The organism is Micromonospora sp. NPDC004540 (assembly GCF_040610095.1).
GTDB lineage: Bacteria > Actinomycetota > Actinomycetes > Mycobacteriales > Micromonosporaceae > Micromonospora.
The window spans coordinates 1-15,307 of the sequence record NZ_JBEXLR010000131.1 but is presented as its reverse complement, the minus strand read 5'-3'; the positions used below and the strand labels follow the sequence as shown (position 1 = coordinate 15,307).

Below are 15,307 nucleotides of genomic sequence, written 5' to 3'. Positions count from 1 at the left end.
CCACCCCCCCAACCAGTCCCCCCACGCCTACGTTTTTGAGCTGGTTGGGGGCGCATAACCCGCCACCCCCCGGCCCGGGTGGTGTGGTCCGGGGGGGGGGGGGGCCGCCCCGGGCCCGCCCCCCGACGGCGGGGATCAGCGGCCGGACTCCAGCGAGCCCGCGCGGCCGCCGCCGTAGGAGCCGGCGAGGCCGGCGGTGGCGAGGCCGTTGCTGCCGCCGGTGGCACGGTTGCCCTCGGAGCGGGTCATCTCCGCCTCCAGGCCCTGGCCGCGACCGTCGAGGTCACGCAGCTGGCTCTCCAGGTACGCCTTGAGGCGGGTGCGGTACTCGCGCTCGAACTGCTTGAGCTCCTCGATGTGCTTCTGCAGCGCGGTGCGCTTGGCGTCCAGGCCGCCCATGGCCTCCTGGTGCCGCTGGCGGGCGTCCCGCTCCAGGGCGTCGGCCTTGGCGCGGGCCTCGCGGGTGACCTCCTCGGCCTTGGAACGGGCCTCGGAGAGCAGCTGGTCGGCCTCGCGCCGGGCGTCGGAGACGTGGTCGTCGGCGGTGCGCTGGGCCATCATGAGCACCCGCAGCGCCTGCTGCTCGCCGTCCGCGGCGGCGGCCGGGCCACCCTGCGCGCGGACCTGCTCCAGCTCGGCCTGCATCGCCCGGGCCGCCTGCTCGGCGGCCGCCTTGTCGCGCTGCACCCGGTCGAGCTGGGCCTTGACGTCGTTGAGCTCCGCCGCGAGCCGGGCGTCGCCGCCGGGGCCGGCGGGAGCGCCGCCCCGACCGCCGCGCTCCACCTGGGCGCGCAGCTCGTTGTTCTCCTCGATCAGACGGGCCAGCTCGCGCTCGACCTCGTCCAGGAAGGCGTCGACCTCCTCCTCGTCATACCCCCGCTTGCCGATCGGCGGCTTTTTGAAGGCGACGTTGTGGACGTCGGCCGGGGTCAGCGGCATCGAAACTCCTCGGGTCAGTTGCGGCCGCGAAAGCGCTCTGGTCAGGCGAAGGCCAGGATCAGGCGCCTAAACACGAACTCCATCAGCACGAACAGGATAACCAGGAGCACAAGGGAGGCCAGGTCGATGCTCACGGTACCAATTCGCAGTGGTGGGATCACACGCCTCAACGCGCGCAGGGGCGGATCAGTGACGCTCCACACGACTTCCAATCCCGCCGATGCTCCTCGGCCGGGTTGCCAGCGGCGACCATAAGCCAGAACTGCGCCGAGGACAAATCGGGCCAAGAGCACAAGCAGGAAGAAATACAGGAGCAGATAAAGCACCTGGAACAGGATCGACAACACGGCAGGCGACGTCCCTCGGTCGTGCGGGCTAGCTCAGGCTGAAAAAGCCGCCCTCAGCGATCTTGGCCTTGTCCTCCGCGGTGACCTGGACGTTGGCCGGTGAGAGCAGGAACACCCGGTTGGTCACGCGCTCGATCGTACCGCGCAGGCCGAACGCGAGCCCGGCGGCGAAGTCGACCAGCCGGCGGGCGTCCGCCTCGTCCATCTCGGTGAGGTTGATGATCACCGGCACGCCGTCACGGAAGTGCTCGCCGATGGTGCGCGCCTCGCGGTAGGTGGTCGGGTGCAGGGTGGTGATCTGGTAGCGCTGCTCGTCCTCGGGCACCACCGCCCGCTCGCGCGGCTGGGCCTGCGGCGCCAGGGCGAGGTTGTCGCGGGTGTGGTAGGTCAGCGCGCCGGAGGTCTCCCCCGCGCCGGACCGGGTGATCGACCGGACGCTGGACCGCTCGGTCCGCTCCGGCCGCTCCACCTCGGCGCGGTCGGTCTCGACGGCGCGGCTCGACGCGCGCTCGGTCAACCGGCCGCGGTCGCCGACCCGCCCCCGGGTCGCCGGCGGCTCCTCGGACTCGTCGTCCTCGTCGTCGGCGAACTCCTCCGAGTAGCGGCTCGACCGGTAGCGCGACTCGCGGTAGCCACCCTTGTCGTAGCCACCGTCCTCGTACGCCCGCTCCTCGTCCTCCTCGACGAGACCGAGCCAGACCCCCGCCTTGCGCAGTGCACCCATCCCCGCGCCCTTCCGTCCGCCGTGCGGCACGCGCCCCCGTTGCCGTGTCGCTTGATCACGAGTGGACAAACGATGCCCACCGGACCGGATCGGCAATCCCCTGGCGAGCGATTCGCGGTCCGCTCGCCACGGCCCCCGGCTACGGGAACGCCGTTCCTGAACAACACTGATGTAATTTGCTTCCTTCGCGGTCAGGCTACCGCAGCGTGGGGCGCATTCCGAGCAACGCGCTGCCGACGCGGACATGTGTCGCGCCGTACCCGATCGCAATTTCCAGATCGCCGCTCATGCCCGCCGACAGCACCGTGGCACCGGGGTGGTCGGCGCGGAACCGCGCCGCCACCTCGGCCAGCCGGGCGAACGCCCGGTCCGGCTCCCAGCCGAGCGGAGCGACCGCCATGAGGCCGGCGAGTCGCAACGCGCCGGCCCCGGCCACCGCCGCGGCCACCGCGCCGAGCCCCCGGTCCGGGTCGGCCGCGTCCGGCAGCGCCCCACCGCGGGCGGGATCACCGTCGACGCTCACCTGCACGAGCACGTCCAGCGGCCGGTCCCGGACGGCGGCCGCGGCGCCGTCCAGGGCGGTCGCCAGCCGCACGCTGTCGACCGACTGGACCACGTCGGCGTAGCGGACCACCGAGCGGGCCTTGTTGCGCTGCAGCTGGCCGATGAAGTGCCAGCGCGGCGTCGCCCCGGCGGCGGCCGCCTCGGCCGCCTTCGGGGCCGCCTCCTGGTCGCGGTTCTCCCCCACGTCGGTCACCCCGAGCCCGGCCAGCGCGACCACGTCGGCGGCCGGATACGTCTTGGTGACCGCGACCAGGGTGACCTCGCCCCGGGCCCGCCCGGCCGCCGCGCAGGCGTCGGCGATGCGGGACCGGACCCGGGCGAGGCCGGCCGCCAGCTCGGCGCGACGGTCGGGTCGCACCGTGGTGGATGAGTCGGTCATCGGCGCGGCTCAGGACCCGTTCTTGAGGAAGTCCGGGACGTCGACGTCGTCGAAGAGCACCCGGCGCGGCGACTGCTGCGGGGCCGGCACGGTGGCCGGCGGCGCGACTGGCGGATTCGCCGGCGCCGGCTGGTTCTGGTTGCTCTTGCGGGGCGCGTCCGCCGCCTTGTACGCCGGCATGCCACCGTCGAAGCCCGCCGCGATCACGGTCACCCGCACCTCGTCGCCGAGCGCGTCGTCGATGACCGCGCCGAAGATGATGTTGGCCTCCGGGTGGGCCGCGTCGGTGACCAGCTGCGCCGCGTCGTTGATCTCGAACAGGCCCAGGTCGGAGCCACCGGCGATGGAGAGCAGCACGCCCCGCGCACCGTCCATGCTCTGCTCCAGCAGCGGGCTGGAGATGGCCGCCTCGGCCGCCTCCACAGCGCGGTTCTCGCCGCGCGCGCTGCCGATGCCCATGAGCGCGCTGCCGGCGCCGCTCATCACGCTCTTCACGTCGGCGAAGTCCAGGTTGATCAGGCCCGGCGTGGTGATCAGGTCGGTGATGCCCTGGACACCGGAGAGGAGCACCTGGTCCGCGGTGCGGAAGGCGTCCATCATGGAGATGTTCCGGTCGCCGAGCGCGAGCAGCCGGTCGTTCGGGATCACGATGAGCGTGTCGCACTGGTTGCGCAGCTCCTCGATGCCCGCCTCGGCCTGCACCTGGCGGCGCTTGCCCTCGAAGGAGAACGGCCGGGTGACCACACCGATGGTGAGCGCGCCGAGCTTGCGGGCGATGTTGGCCACCACCGGCGCGCCGCCGGTGCCGGTGCCGCCGCCCTCGCCGCAGGTCACGAAGACCATGTCGGCGCCCTTGAGCACCTCCTCGATCTCGTCGCGGTGGTCCTCGGCGGCGTTCTTGCCCACGTCCGGATTGGCGCCGGCGCCCAGCCCACGGGTCAACTCCCGGCCGACGTCGAGCTTCACGTCGGCGTCGCTCATCAGCAGCGCCTGCGCATCGGTGTTGATCGCGATGAACTCGACGCCCTTGAGCCCAACCTCGATCATCCGGTTGACGGCGTTCACGCCACCGCCACCGATGCCGACGACCTTGATGACCGCCAGGTAGTTGTGCGGAGGTGTCATCTCCGGTCCTTTCCCTTCGAGATTGGCATGGGCCGACCCCACACGGCTTGGCCAGACCAGCGGCGGAGCATTTCCCAGCTGTTCCTACGGCTGAAACCCTCACCCTCTACTAGAGGCTTAGAGCGATGTCAACCACTGATCTCTTCGGGGCAACGTATGCGCCGCCGCGCGCTGAGCCAAGGACCTTTCCGGCGTGTCGCCCGTGGAGCGGGCCGGCTCACGTCGTCGACCGGCGGATCACTGGAAGGTGACCACGTCCGGGGCGCTGACGTCGATCGTGTCGGCCTTCCGACCGAGCAGGGCGGTCGCCACCTTGGACTTGTCCGGGCTGCGGGTCGCGTCGCCCCAGACCACCTTCCGGTCGTCGCGCAGCAGCAGGGTGATCCGGGCCAGCCCGGCCACGTCCACCGCGACCAGCTCGGCGCGCAGCTTCGGGCTGAGCGCGGAGAGCACGTCCAGCCCGGCGCGGGTGCCCGGGTCGTCAGGCGCCGGCCTGCCGACCCGGACGACGGGCAGCCCCCCGGGGGCCTGGTCCAGGTTCTGGAAGACCACGCCGGCGCGGTCGACGACGGCCCACCGGTCGCCCTGCGGCACCGCGGCCACCGGGGTCCGCTCCACCACCCGGATCACCAGGGCGCCCGGCCAGTCCCGCTCCACCGTGGCCCGCTCCACCGGGGCGAGCGCGCCGACCCGGCGGGCGGTCGCGGCCAGGTCCACCCGGGCCAGCGGCGCCTCGTCGGGCACGGCGGCGGCGTCGCGTACCTCGACCGGGGTGACCAGCTCGGCGCCGACCACCCGTACCTCCCGGACGCCGAACAGGCCGGTCCCCAGCACGGTCCAGGCGACCAGCCCGGCGACGGCCAGCACGGCGACGGTGACCGCCCAGGGCAGCGCCGCGCGCATCCGCCGCTGCCGGGCCCGGGCCATGAAGCGCCGGGTGGACGGCGGTACGGCGTCCGCGCCGGCCCGGACCAGCTGCCACCGCCGGGCCGGGTTGCGCCGGCCGGCCCCGCCGTCCTGGCCGGGGGTGCGGCCGCGGGCCGGGCCGGGGCTCATCCGGCCGCGGCCGCCGCGCCGTCCGGGTCGACGCCGGTGCCGATGGCCGCGGCGTCGCCGGTCCGGGCCAGCAGGGCGTCGAGCAGCTGGTCGCCCATCAGCGAGATCGGCGGCGCGCCCATGGTCACCACCACGTCGCCCGGCCGGGCCCGGCGGGCCACCTCGGCGGGCACGTCGTCCCACGCCTCGACGAAGACCTTCCGCTCCGCCGGCAGCGGCACCACCGCGAGCAGCGCGGCCGAGCCCTCGCCGGGCTGGCGCAGCTCGCCCGGGCCGAAGACCTCCAGCAGCACCAGCTCGTCGGCGATGCCGAGGGCGGCGGCGATCTCCGCCTGGAGGTCGCGGGTGCGGTAGAGCCGGTAGGGCTGGAAGACCACGATCAGCCGGCCCTCGCCGGCCACCTCGCGCAGAGTCTGCAGGGCCAGCGTCATCGAGGTCGGGTGGTAGGCGTACTCGTCGTAGACCAGCACGCCGTCCGCGACGCCCTTGCGCTCGAACCGCCGCCGCACACCGGGGAACGCGCCGAGCGCGGCCTCCGCCGCCGTGATCGGCAGCTCCAGCAGGTACGCGGCGAGCACCGCGGCGGCGCTGTTGAGCCCCATGTGCCGCCCCGGCACCGGGAGCCGGATCTCGCCCAGCGACCGGCCCTCGATCTCGGCCAGGTAGCGCACCCCCTGCGCGGAGGAGGCCATCCCGCTGAGCTTCAGGTCGGCGTCGGCGGACTCGCCGTAGGTCCAGACCCGGCGCCCCTCGGCCCGCAGCGTCTCGGCCAGCCGCCGGCCGCCCGGGTCGTCGGCGCAGGTGACGATGAAGCCCTCCGGGTCGGTGAGCCGGGCGAACTCGGCGAAGGTCGCCTCCAGGTTGGCCAGGTCGCCGTAGGTGTTGAGGTGGTCCGCCTCGATGTTCGTGATGATCGACAGGTACGGGCGGTAGATGAGGAACGAGCGGTCGCTCTCGTCCGCCTCGACCACGAAGTGCTCGCCGGTGCCGTGGTGCGCCCCGGAGCCGACTTCGGAGATCTCGCCGCCGATCACGAAGGACGGGTCGGCGCCGGCCTGCTGGAGCACCATGGTGACCATCGACGTGGTGGTGGTCTTGCCGTGGGTGCCGGCGACCGCCACGGTCCGGCGGCCGGTCATCGCGGCGGCGAGGGCCTCGGAGCGGTGCAGCACCCGCAGGCCGCGCCGGCGTGCCTCGACCATCTCCAGGTGGTCCTGCGGGATGGCCGAGGAGTAGACGACCGTGTCCACCCCGTCGAGGTTGGCCGCCTCGTGGCTCATGTGGATGGTGCCGCCGAGCGCCCGCAGGCCGGCCAGGGACGGCCACTCCCGCAGCTCGCTGCCGGAGACCGGCAGGCCCCGGGTGAGGAAGAGCCGGGCCAGGCCGCTCATGCCGACGCCGCCCACCCCGATCAGGTGGATCCGGCCCAGGTCCTCCGCGGTCATCGTGCCGGCGGGGGTGAACTGCGCGGTGTTCATGCGAGGTACCTTCCGGTCGCGGCGGCCCGCATCAGCGGGACACCGCCTCGTAGACGAAGTTCAGCAGGGCCACGTCGCCGTCGCGCCGGCCGTACGCGGCCGCGGCGGCGCCCATCGCGGCGAGCCGCTGCGGGTCCCGGATCAGCGGGATCACCGTGCGCTCCACCCAGGCCGGGGTCACCTCGGCGTCGTCGACGAGCAGCCCGCCGCCGGCCTCCACCACGGGCAGCGCGTTGCGCTTCTGCTCCTGGTTGCTGTGCGGGTAGGGCACGTAGATGGTGGGCAACCCGATCGCGGCCACCTCGGCGCAGGTCATCGCGCCGCCGCGGCCCAGCATCAGGTCGGCGGCCGCGTAACCCAGCTCCATCTCGGACAGGTAGGGCAGGGTCACGTACGGCACCGGCAGGTCGGTGGGGACGGAGACCGGCTCGTTGCGGGCGCCGATCACGTGCAGCACCTGCACGCCGTTGCGGGCCAGTTCCTTGGCCGCCCCGGAGACCGCCAGGTTGATCGAGCGGGCGCCCTGCGAGCCGCCGGCCACGAAGAGCACCGGAAGGTCGGGGCGGAGGCCGAAGTGGGCGCGGGCGGCGTTGCGCACGGCGTTCCGGTCCAGCCCGGCAATGCCCCGGCGCAGCGGTACCCCGACCACCCGGGCGTCGCGCAGCGACTCGGCCTGCGCCGGCTGGTGCGGGAAGCCGACCGCCACGTTCTTGGTGAACTTCATGCCGAGCCGGTTGGCCACGCCCGGCGGCACGTTCACCTCGTGGATGACGATGGGCAGTTCGCGCCGCCACGCGGCCAGGTAGCCGGGCACCGAGACGTAGCCGCCGAAGCCGATCACGACGTCGGCCCGTACCTCGTCGAGGATCTTGCCCGCCGCGCGGGCCGCCTTCCACATCCGGTCCGGGGTGCGCACCAGGCTCATGTTGACCGAGCGCGGCAGCTGGTAGGCCGGGATCTGGCGCAGGTCGTACCCGGCCGGCGGGATCAGCTCGTTCTCCAGCCCCTTGGGTGTGCCGAGGCAGGTGATCCGGACGCTCGGGTCGTGTCGGCGCAGGCAGTCGGCGAAGGCCAGCAACGGGTAGATGTGCCCACCCGTGCCTCCTCCGCAGAGCACCACCGAACGCAGCGGACCCATCAGCGTCTCCTCTCGCTCGCCGTGCCGGCGCGTGCCCGGTCGGACCGGGCGCCGCGGGCCGCGGCCTGGTCGTCCTGCCGCCGCGGGCGGGACCGGGGCACGGACCCTCGGTCCGCCGGCGGCGACGCCGGTCGGCGGCGCCGGCCGGGAAGCGGCGGCAACGGGGCCCACACTAGTCGGACCCACCGGGCCGGCGGACGGGCATGCAGGGCTCGGGCCGCGTCGGGCTCGGCGCGGGCGAAGGAGGCGAGCATCCCGACCGCGGCCAGGGTCACCACCAGAGCGCTGCCGCCGTCGGAGATGAACGGCAGGGGTACGCCGGTGAGCGGCAGCAGCCCGGTGACCCCGCCGATGTTGATCACGGCCTGGCCGACCAGCCAGGCGGTGACCCCGGCGGCGGCGAGCCGGCGGAACGGGTCCTCCACCCGGCGGGCGATCCGCAGCCCGGTGTACGCCAGCACGGCGAAGAGCACCAGGACCACGGCGCAGCCGACCACGCCGAGCTCCTCGGCGATGATGGCGAAGATGAAGTCGTTGTGCGCCTCGGGCAGCCAGCCGAACTTGAAACTGCTCTTGCCCAGCCCGACGCCGAACCAGCCGCCGTGCTCGATGGCGTTGCGGGCCTGCACGAGCTGGTAGCACTGGTCCTCGAAGCACTTGGCCGGGTCGGACTGGTTGAGGAACATGGTGAGCCGGGCCAGCCGGTAGTTCTCCGCGCCCCGCTCGCCGGAGCCGGCGCCGAGCGAGGCCACCGCGACCAGCAGGCCCACGCCGGCCAGGCCGACCGCGGAGAGGGCGGCGAAGACCTGCAGCCGCACCCCGGCCGCCCAGAGCAGGCCGATCACCAGCGCGAGCAGGCAGAGCATGCTGCCCAGGTCGTTGTAGCCGACCAGCACGAAGAGCAGGCCGACCACCGGGAAGAGCGGGGTGGCCAGCTCCTTCCACCAGCCGAGCGCGGCGCCCTTGCGGGCCAGCACGTGCGCGCCCCACAGCACGAGGGCGAACTTGGCCACCTCGACCGGCTGCACCGAGATCGGGCCGAGGTAGAGCCAGAGCAGCTCGGCCCGGAGCGGACCCACCGACTTCACCCGGAACAGCGCCGCCAGCGCGACCAGCATGTTGAGCAGCACCAGCAGCACCACGGCCACGCCGAGCGCGGGCCGGCCCAGCGTCCGGAAGGTGCGCGCCGGGAGGCGCTGGCACGCCCAGAACGCCACGATGCCGATCACCGCGAAGATGGTCTGCTTGACCAGGGAGGCGGACGCGTCACCGCCCTCGGCGTAGTCCTTCACGCTGGTGGCGGAGAAGACCATGGTCAGGCCGATCAGCAGCAGCAGGCCGGCGCTGGAGAGCAGCAGGTAGTAGGAGGCCAGCGGCCGGGCCAGCAGGCCACGCAGCGCGGCCAGCCCGCCGGCCCCGTCCAGCCCGAGCAACGGCCCGGGCGGGTCGGCCGGGCGGGTCGCGGCGGGCGGCCGTCGGGCCTGCGTGTCGGTCGTGCCCTCGGTGTCCTTTGCCTCCCCCACCCGCCCATCATGGCGGCTCGACCCGCCCGCCCGTGGCGCAACCGCCCGGTCGGCGTGTCGGAACGCGAAACGGCGGGACCCCTGGTAACGCCCAGGGATCCCGCCGTGACGCAGCGGCAGCGGGGTCAGCTCACCGCGGCGAGGAACTCGCTGTAGAACAGGCCCAGCGCGATGGCCACCCCGATGCCGGCGATGATCCAGAACCGGACCACGATGTTGACCTCGCTCCAGCCGGCCAGCTCGAAGTGGTGCTGGAGCGGCGACATCCGGAACACCCGCTTGCCGGTGGTCCGGAACGAGATGATCTGGATCACCACGGACATCGTGATGATCACGAAGAGGCCGCCGATGATCGGCAGCAGCAGGATGGTCCGGGTGGACATCGCCATGCCGGCGATCAGGCCGCCAAGGCCGAGCGCCCCGGTGTCGCCCATGAAGATCCGGGCCGGCGAGGTGTTCCACCAGAGGAAGCCGACGCAGGCCCCGGCCGCCGCGCCGGCGATCAACGCGATCTCCAGCGGGTCCCGGACGGTGTAGCAGTACGCCTCGGTGTAGTTCGGGTCGGCGCACCAGTGCCGGTACTGCCAGAAGGCGATCAGCGCGTACGCGGCGAGGACCATCACCGAGGCGCCGGTGGCCAGGCCGTCCAGGCCGTCGGTGAGGTTCACCCCGTTGGTCGCCGCCATCACCACCAGGATGATGACGATCACCGCGCCGATCTTGCCGATCTCCAGGGCCGGGATGTCCCGGATGAAGCTCAGCATGGTGCTGCCGACGGTCTCGGTGTTGGTCGCGTTTCCCCGGACGTCGGTCATGCTGCTCGGGAAGTAGAGCGCCACCACGCCGAAGATCGCGCCGACCAGGATCTGGCCGGCCAGCTTGCCGCGCTTGTTCAGGCCGCCGCTGTGCCGCTTGCGGACCTTCAGGAAGTCGTCGATGAAGCCGACCGCACCGGAGAACACCATGAGCCCCAGCAGCACCAGCGCCGTGATGGTCGGCTCGACCTGGGCGATCTGGGCGTCGGGCAGGGTGGTCAGGGCCAGGTGCCCGGCCACGTACGCGATCACCGTGGCCAGGATGAAGACCACGCCGCCCATGGTCGGCGTGCCCTTCTTGCCCTGGTGCATGGCCGGGCCCTCGGCCCGGATCGGCTGGCCGGCCTTGAGCCGGGTGAACACCTTGATCGCGATCGGGGTGCAGAACAGCGAAACCAGGAAGGCGACCCCGATGGCGACGATCACCGCCCTCATGCGGCCGAACCTTCCGCGGCGTCCGCGCGCAGCGCGTCGGCCACCTCCCAGGTGCGGTACCGGGAGCCCTTCACCAGCACCACGTCACCCGGACGTAGCTCGCTCCGCAGCACCTCGACGGCCGCCGCCTGATCGGTGAGCAGCACCGACTCTCCTCCCCAGTTGCTTACCGCTGTCGCGCCTTCGTGGATCGGCGCCGCCGGCTCGCCCACCACGAGCAGCCGGTCTACCCCCAGTTCGGCCGCGAGCCGGCCGACCTGCTGGTGCCCCTCCCGTTCGAAGTCGCCCAACTCGGCCATGTAACCGAGCACCGCGACGGTACGCCCCGTACCCCGCATGCTCGCCAGCGCCCGCAGCGCCACGCCGGTGGAGGCCGGATTGGCGTTGTACGAGTCGTCGATCAAGGTCACCCCGTCGGGGCGTTCGAGGACGTCCATCCGGCGGGTGGAGACCAGGCCCAGCTCGCCCAGGGCCACCGCCAGGTCGGCCAGGGGCAGGCCCAGCTCGCGGGCCACCGCCGCGGCGGCCACCGAGTTCGACACCTGGTGCCGGCCGGTCAGCCCGAGCCGCACCGGCGCGCTCCCCTCCGGCGTGACCAGGGTGTACGACGGCCGGCCCCGCCCGTCGAGCGTCACGTCCACGGCGCGCACGTCGGCCCGCTCGGACTCGCCGTAGCGGACCACCCGGGCCTCGGTACGCGCCGCCATGGCGTCGACCCGCGGGTCGTCGGCGTTGAGCACGGCGAGCCCGTCGGCGGGCAGCGCCTCGACCAGCTCCCCCTTGGCCAGCGCGATGGTCTCCACCGAGCCGAACTCGCCGAGGTGCGCCACCCCGACGTTGAGCACCACCGAGATCCGCGGCGGCACCACCTCGCACAGGTAGCGGACGTGCCCCACCCCGCGGGCGCCCTTCTCCATCACCAGGTAGCGGGTCTCCGGCCCGGCCTGCAACGCCGTGTACGGGTGCCCCAGCTCGTTGTTGAACGAGCCGGGCGGCGCCACGGTCGGGCCGAGCCGGACGGCGAGCTGGGCGATCAGGTCCTTGGTGGTGGTCTTGCCGGAGGAGCCGGTCAGCCCGATCACGGTCAGCCCGGGCAGCCGGTCGACCACCGCGCGGGCCAGCCGGCCCATCGCGTCGAGCGCGTCGCCCACCAGCACCATGGGCACGCCGGGCACCTCGCGGGTGCCGAGCACGGCCACCGCGCCGGCGGAGACCGCGCCGGCCGCGTAGTCGTGGCCGTCCACCTTCTCTCCCGGGAAGGCGACGAAGAGGCCGCCGGGGGTGACCTTGCGGGAGTCGAACTCCACCGAGCCGGTCACCCGGGCGTCCGGGTCGGCGGCGACCAGCCGGCCGTCGACCGCGGCGGCCACCTCGGCCAGGGTCAGGGGGATCATCGCTGGCCCACCAGGTCGCCGAAGCGGGCGCGCAGCGCCTCCGCCAGCTCCACCCGGTCGTCGAACGGCAGCACCTCGCCGTTGATCTCCTGGCCGCGTTCCTGGCCCTTGCCCAGCAGCGCCACGATGTCCCCCGGTTCGGCCACGCGGACCGCCTCCTCGATCGCGACCCGCCGGCCGGGCGCCTCGATGATCCGCGCGCCGGTGCCCGCGGCGTACGCGCCGGCCAGCACCTCGGCCCGGATCGCGGCCGGGTCCTCGGTGCGCGGGTTGTCGTCGGTCACCAGCACCACGTCGGCCCCCCGCGCGGCGGTGGCGCCCATGACCGGCCGCTTGCCCCGGTCCCGGTCGCCGCCGGCGCCCAGCACGCAGATCAGCCGGCCGTCGGTCAGGTCGCGCAGCGCCGCCAGGACCGCCTCGATGGCGTTCGCCTTGTGCGCGTAGTCGACCACCCCACGCACCGGGGCGTCGCCGCTCACCAGTTCCAGCCGGCCGGGCACCCCGCCGCAGGCGGCCACCCCCCGGGCCGCGGTGGCCGGGTCGACCCCGGCGGCCACCAGGGTCGCGACGGCCAGCAGCGCGTTGGCCACGTTGTGCCGGCCGGGCAGCGCCACCTGCGTGGGCAGGGTCAGACCGTCCGGGCCGTGCACGGTGAAGCGCTGCGCGTAGCCCTCGCCGCCGATCCCGTCGGCCCACCAGGTGGCGGTCGGGTCGCCGGCCGCCGAGTAGGTCACGGTCGCCGGTTTGCGCAGCGGCAGCAGCGCCGCGTCGTCGTGGTTGAGCACCTCGACCCGGCAGCGCCCGTCGAAGAGCTTCGCCTTGGCGGCGAAGTAGTCCGCCTCGTCGGCGTGGAAGTCCAGGTGGTCGGAGCCGAAGTTGGTGTAGCCGCCGACGTCGAACCGGACCCCGCCGACCCGGCCCATGGCCAGCGCGTGGCTGGACACCTCCATGACCACGGTGTCCACCCCGCGCTCGCGGGCCACCGCGAGCATGGCGTGCAGGTCGGTCGCCTCCGGGGTGGTCCGGACGCTGTCGATCACCAGGTCGCCGAGCCGGGTCTCCACCGTGCCGATCAGGCCGGTGGTGTGCCCGGCGGCGCGCAGCCCGGACTCGATCAGGTAGCTCGTGGAGGTCTTGCCGGCGGTGCCGGTCACCCCGATCATGGTCAGTCCGGCGGTCGGGTCGCCGTAGACGGTGGCGGCGACCTCGCCGAGCACCGCCCGGGGGTCGTCGACGACCAGCACCGGCAGGCCCGCCCCGGCGGCCAGCGCGACGCCGGCCGGGTCGGTCAGCAGGGCCACCGCGCACGCCCCGGCCGCGGCGGCGGCGAACTCCGCGCCGTGCCGGCGGGCCCCGGGCAGGGCCGCGTACAGGTCGCCGGGGCGCACCTCCTGGCTGGCGTGGGTCACCCCGGTGACGGCGACCTCGGCGGCCCCCTCCGGTGGCGCTACGGCCAGCCGGGCGGCGAGGTCGCCGAGCCGGACGGGATTCACGGTGGCGGGACGTGGATTGCCGGACACGGCGTCAGACCCTACCCGGTCGTCGGGGTCCGACCGCACAGCCGCCCCGGTGGTTCGTCGCCACTCACCGATGATGTCCCGCCCTCCTGGCTCAGTGCGGGAAGACCTCGAACTTCGGGGACTTGTTGGTCGCCGAGGGCGGCACCCGGTAGTGCCGGAGAGTGAAGCCCATCATCTCCCGGAAGGCCGGCGCGGCCACCCGGCCGCCCTCGCCGCCCGGGCTCCAGACGAAGACCGCCACCACGTACCGCGGCTTCTCCGCCGGGGCCATCCCGATGAACGAGCCGACCTCGCCGGGCTGGAGCTTGCCGTTGTCGTAGCGCAGGCCGGTACCGGTCTTGCCGGCCACCCGGTAGCCGGGCACCGCGGCGGCCAGGCCGGTGGCCTGCCCGTCCGGGCCGTCGACCGTGGTGACCGCCTCCAGCATCCGGCGCAGCGCGGCCGCATTGGCCGGGCTGAGCACCGACCGGGTGACCGGGGTGGCGCCGGGCGTCTTCTTCCCGTCCGGCCCGATCACGTTCTTGATCAGGTGCGGCTGGACGTACGTGCCGTTGTTGGCGATGGCGGCGTACGCGGCGGCCATCTGCAACGGGGTGGCGTCCACGCTGTGCCCGATCGGCACCGACCCGTCGGACGAGTCGCTCCACTGGTCGGCGGGGAGCAGCCGACCGCTGGCCTCCCCCGGCATGCCCTCACCGGTGGGCTGGCCCAGCCCGAACCGCTTCTGGTAGTCGATCAGCCGGTCCCGGCCGAGCTTGTCGGCGATCTCGATGGTGCCGACGTTGGAGGAGAAGGCGAGCATCCCCGGGATGCTCATGGTGCGCCCGTCTGCCGGGTGGGTGTCCCGGAAGGTGGTGTCGCCCTTCTGGATCGTGTTGGCCACCGGGAAGGCGGTGTCCGGGGTGATCACGCCCTCCTGGAGCGCTGCGCCGTAGGTGATCGCCTTGTGGATCGAGCCCGGGTCGACGATGAAGCTGGTGGCCGCGTCCTCCCGGTCGGTGGGCGTGCTCTCCCCCGGGTCGGCCGCGTCGTACGTCGGCTGGCTGGCCTGGGCCAGCACCTCGCCGGTGGGCACGTCGATGATCACGGCGGCCCCGACGCTGCCCCTGGTCTGGGCCATCTGGTCCGACAGGATCCGCTGCGTCATGAACTGGAGGTCCCGGTCGATGGTCAGCGACAGCGAGCTGCCCGGCTTCGGCTGGGTGGTCTGGCTGTAGCCGCCCGGGATGGGTGCGGCCAGGTCGCCCTGGCCCACCTCGTAGGTCTTCTTGCCGGGCTGCCCCTCCAGCAGGTCGTCGTACTTCATCTCCAGGCCCTCAAGACCGTTCATGTCCTGGCTGACGAAGCCGATCAGGTTGGCCGCCAGGTCGCCGCCGGGCACCTCGCGCCGCTCGTCCCGGTGCACGTTGATGCCGGCCAGGTCGAGCGCCATGATCTGCTTGGCCCGGTCGATATCGACACCGCGGGCCAGGTAGGCGAATCGGGACTTCGTGGTGGTGCCCGGGAGGGTGCGCTCCTTCATCTTGTCGGCCAACTCGGAGGCGGGCATCCCGAGCAGCGGGGAGAGCAGCCGCGCGGTGGCGAACCGGTCCTTGACCAGCGTCGGGTCGGCGTAGACGTACCGCGCCTCGACGCTGTGCGCCAGCGGCTCGCCGGTGCGGTCGTAGATGGATCCGCGCGGGGCCGGCAGCTCGACCACGGCGACCCGGTCCGCGAGCCCGCCGTCGGCGTACGCCGGGGTGCTGACGGTCTGGAGGAAGACCAGCCGGATGCCGATGGTGGTGAAGAGCGCCAGCACGAGCAGGGTGCCGAGGCGCAGCCGGCGGCGCGGGTCGGCGAGCTTCGGCGGCCGGCGCGGCTTGCGGACCGG

Annotated in this window: 13 protein-coding genes; all 13 read right to left on the bottom strand. The window is 73.4% G+C overall.

Translation table 11 applies throughout. The features are described 5' to 3' along the window. Positions 1-135: 135 nt before the first annotated feature. Positions 136-939 (bottom strand): DivIVA domain-containing protein, encoded by an 804-nt coding sequence (locus ABZV78_RS28965; protein WP_355643630.1) that lies wholly within the window; start codon positions 937-939, stop codon positions 136-138. Between the two features lie 41 nt (positions 940-980). Further along, positions 981-1,286: a YggT family protein gene (locus ABZV78_RS28960; protein WP_091268049.1), complete on the bottom strand. Its 306-nt coding sequence runs from the start codon at positions 1,284-1,286 to the stop codon at positions 981-983. A 28-nt stretch (positions 1,287-1,314) separates the two neighbouring features. Next, on the bottom strand, positions 1,315-2,010 hold the full coding sequence (sepF, locus tag ABZV78_RS28955; RefSeq protein WP_355643628.1) for a cell division protein SepF: 696 nt from the start codon (positions 2,008-2,010) through the stop codon (positions 1,315-1,317). 196 nt (positions 2,011-2,206) lie between these two features. Continuing rightward, entirely contained in the window at positions 2,207-2,953 is a 747-nt protein-coding gene (locus ABZV78_RS28950; RefSeq protein WP_355643626.1) for a YggS family pyridoxal phosphate-dependent enzyme, read from the bottom strand. A 9-nt stretch (positions 2,954-2,962) separates the two neighbouring features. Further along, on the bottom strand, positions 2,963-4,078 hold the full coding sequence (gene ftsZ, locus ABZV78_RS28945) for a cell division protein FtsZ (protein ID WP_355643624.1): 1,116 nt from the start codon (positions 4,076-4,078) through the stop codon (positions 2,963-2,965). Between the two features lie 237 nt (positions 4,079-4,315). Then, a complete protein-coding gene (locus tag ABZV78_RS28940; RefSeq protein ID WP_355643622.1) occupies positions 4,316-5,134 on the bottom strand; it encodes an FtsQ-type POTRA domain-containing protein in 819 nt (272 codons plus the stop codon). Next, the gene (gene murC / locus ABZV78_RS28935; RefSeq protein WP_355643620.1) at positions 5,131-6,612 is read right to left on the bottom strand and encodes a UDP-N-acetylmuramate--L-alanine ligase; all 1,482 of its coding nucleotides are present in this window, start codon (positions 6,610-6,612) and stop codon (positions 5,131-5,133) included. The genes ABZV78_RS28940 and murC overlap by 4 nt, the downstream gene beginning before the upstream one ends. Positions 6,613-6,643: 31 nt before the next feature. Continuing rightward, positions 6,644-7,750 carry an undecaprenyldiphospho-muramoylpentapeptide beta-N-acetylglucosaminyltransferase gene (gene murG, locus ABZV78_RS28930; protein WP_355643618.1) on the bottom strand — a complete coding sequence of 369 codons (1,107 nt, stop codon included), beginning with the start codon at positions 7,748-7,750 and terminating at the stop codon, positions 6,644-6,646. Further along, positions 7,750-9,156, bottom strand: coding sequence for a putative peptidoglycan glycosyltransferase FtsW (locus ABZV78_RS28925; protein WP_355643632.1), 1,407 nt, complete (start codon positions 9,154-9,156; stop codon positions 7,750-7,752). The genes murG and ABZV78_RS28925 overlap by 1 nt, the downstream gene beginning before the upstream one ends. A 242-nt stretch (positions 9,157-9,398) precedes the next feature. After that, a complete protein-coding gene (mraY, locus tag ABZV78_RS28920; RefSeq protein WP_355643616.1) occupies positions 9,399-10,523 on the bottom strand; it encodes a phospho-N-acetylmuramoyl-pentapeptide-transferase in 1,125 nt (374 codons plus the stop codon). Continuing rightward, on the bottom strand, positions 10,520-11,917 hold the full coding sequence (gene murF, locus ABZV78_RS28915; RefSeq protein WP_355643615.1) for a UDP-N-acetylmuramoyl-tripeptide--D-alanyl-D-alanine ligase: 1,398 nt from the start codon (positions 11,915-11,917) through the stop codon (positions 10,520-10,522). Before murF ends, mraY begins: the two co-directional genes overlap by 4 nt. Continuing rightward, a complete protein-coding gene (locus ABZV78_RS28910; RefSeq protein WP_355643613.1) occupies positions 11,914-13,476 on the bottom strand; it encodes a UDP-N-acetylmuramoyl-L-alanyl-D-glutamate--2,6-diaminopimelate ligase in 1,563 nt (520 codons plus the stop codon). Before ABZV78_RS28910 ends, murF begins: the two co-directional genes overlap by 4 nt. Before the next feature lie 52 nt (positions 13,477-13,528). Next, the coding region (locus ABZV78_RS28905) for a penicillin-binding protein 2 (protein WP_355643612.1) at positions 13,529-15,307 on the bottom strand (1,779 nt) is incomplete at its 5' end.

Excerpts from the sequence above, each read along its gene's own strand:
- ABZV78_RS28940 (WP_355643622.1), bottom strand. The coding sequence starts at position 5,134 with ATGAGCCCCGGCCCGGCCCGCGGCCGCACCCCCGGCCAGGACGGCGGG.
- ftsZ (WP_355643624.1), bottom strand. The coding sequence starts at position 4,078 with ATGACACCTCCGCACAACTACCTGGCGGTCATCAAGGTCGTCGGCATC.
- murG (WP_355643618.1), bottom strand. The coding sequence starts at position 7,750 with ATGGGTCCGCTGCGTTCGGTGGTGCTCTGCGGAGGAGGCACGGGTGGG.
- murC (WP_355643620.1), bottom strand. The coding sequence starts at position 6,612 with ATGAACACCGCGCAGTTCACCCCCGCCGGCACGATGACCGCGGAGGAC.
- sepF (WP_355643628.1), bottom strand. The coding sequence starts at position 2,010 with ATGGGTGCACTGCGCAAGGCGGGGGTCTGGCTCGGTCTCGTCGAGGAG.
- ABZV78_RS28965 (WP_355643630.1), bottom strand. The coding sequence starts at position 939 with ATGCCGCTGACCCCGGCCGACGTCCACAACGTCGCCTTCAAAAAGCCG.
- ABZV78_RS28950 (WP_355643626.1), bottom strand. The coding sequence starts at position 2,953 with ATGACCGACTCATCCACCACGGTGCGACCCGACCGTCGCGCCGAGCTG.
- murF (WP_355643615.1), bottom strand. The coding sequence starts at position 11,917 with ATGATCCCCCTGACCCTGGCCGAGGTGGCCGCCGCGGTCGACGGCCGG.
- mraY (WP_355643616.1), bottom strand. The coding sequence starts at position 10,523 with ATGAGGGCGGTGATCGTCGCCATCGGGGTCGCCTTCCTGGTTTCGCTG.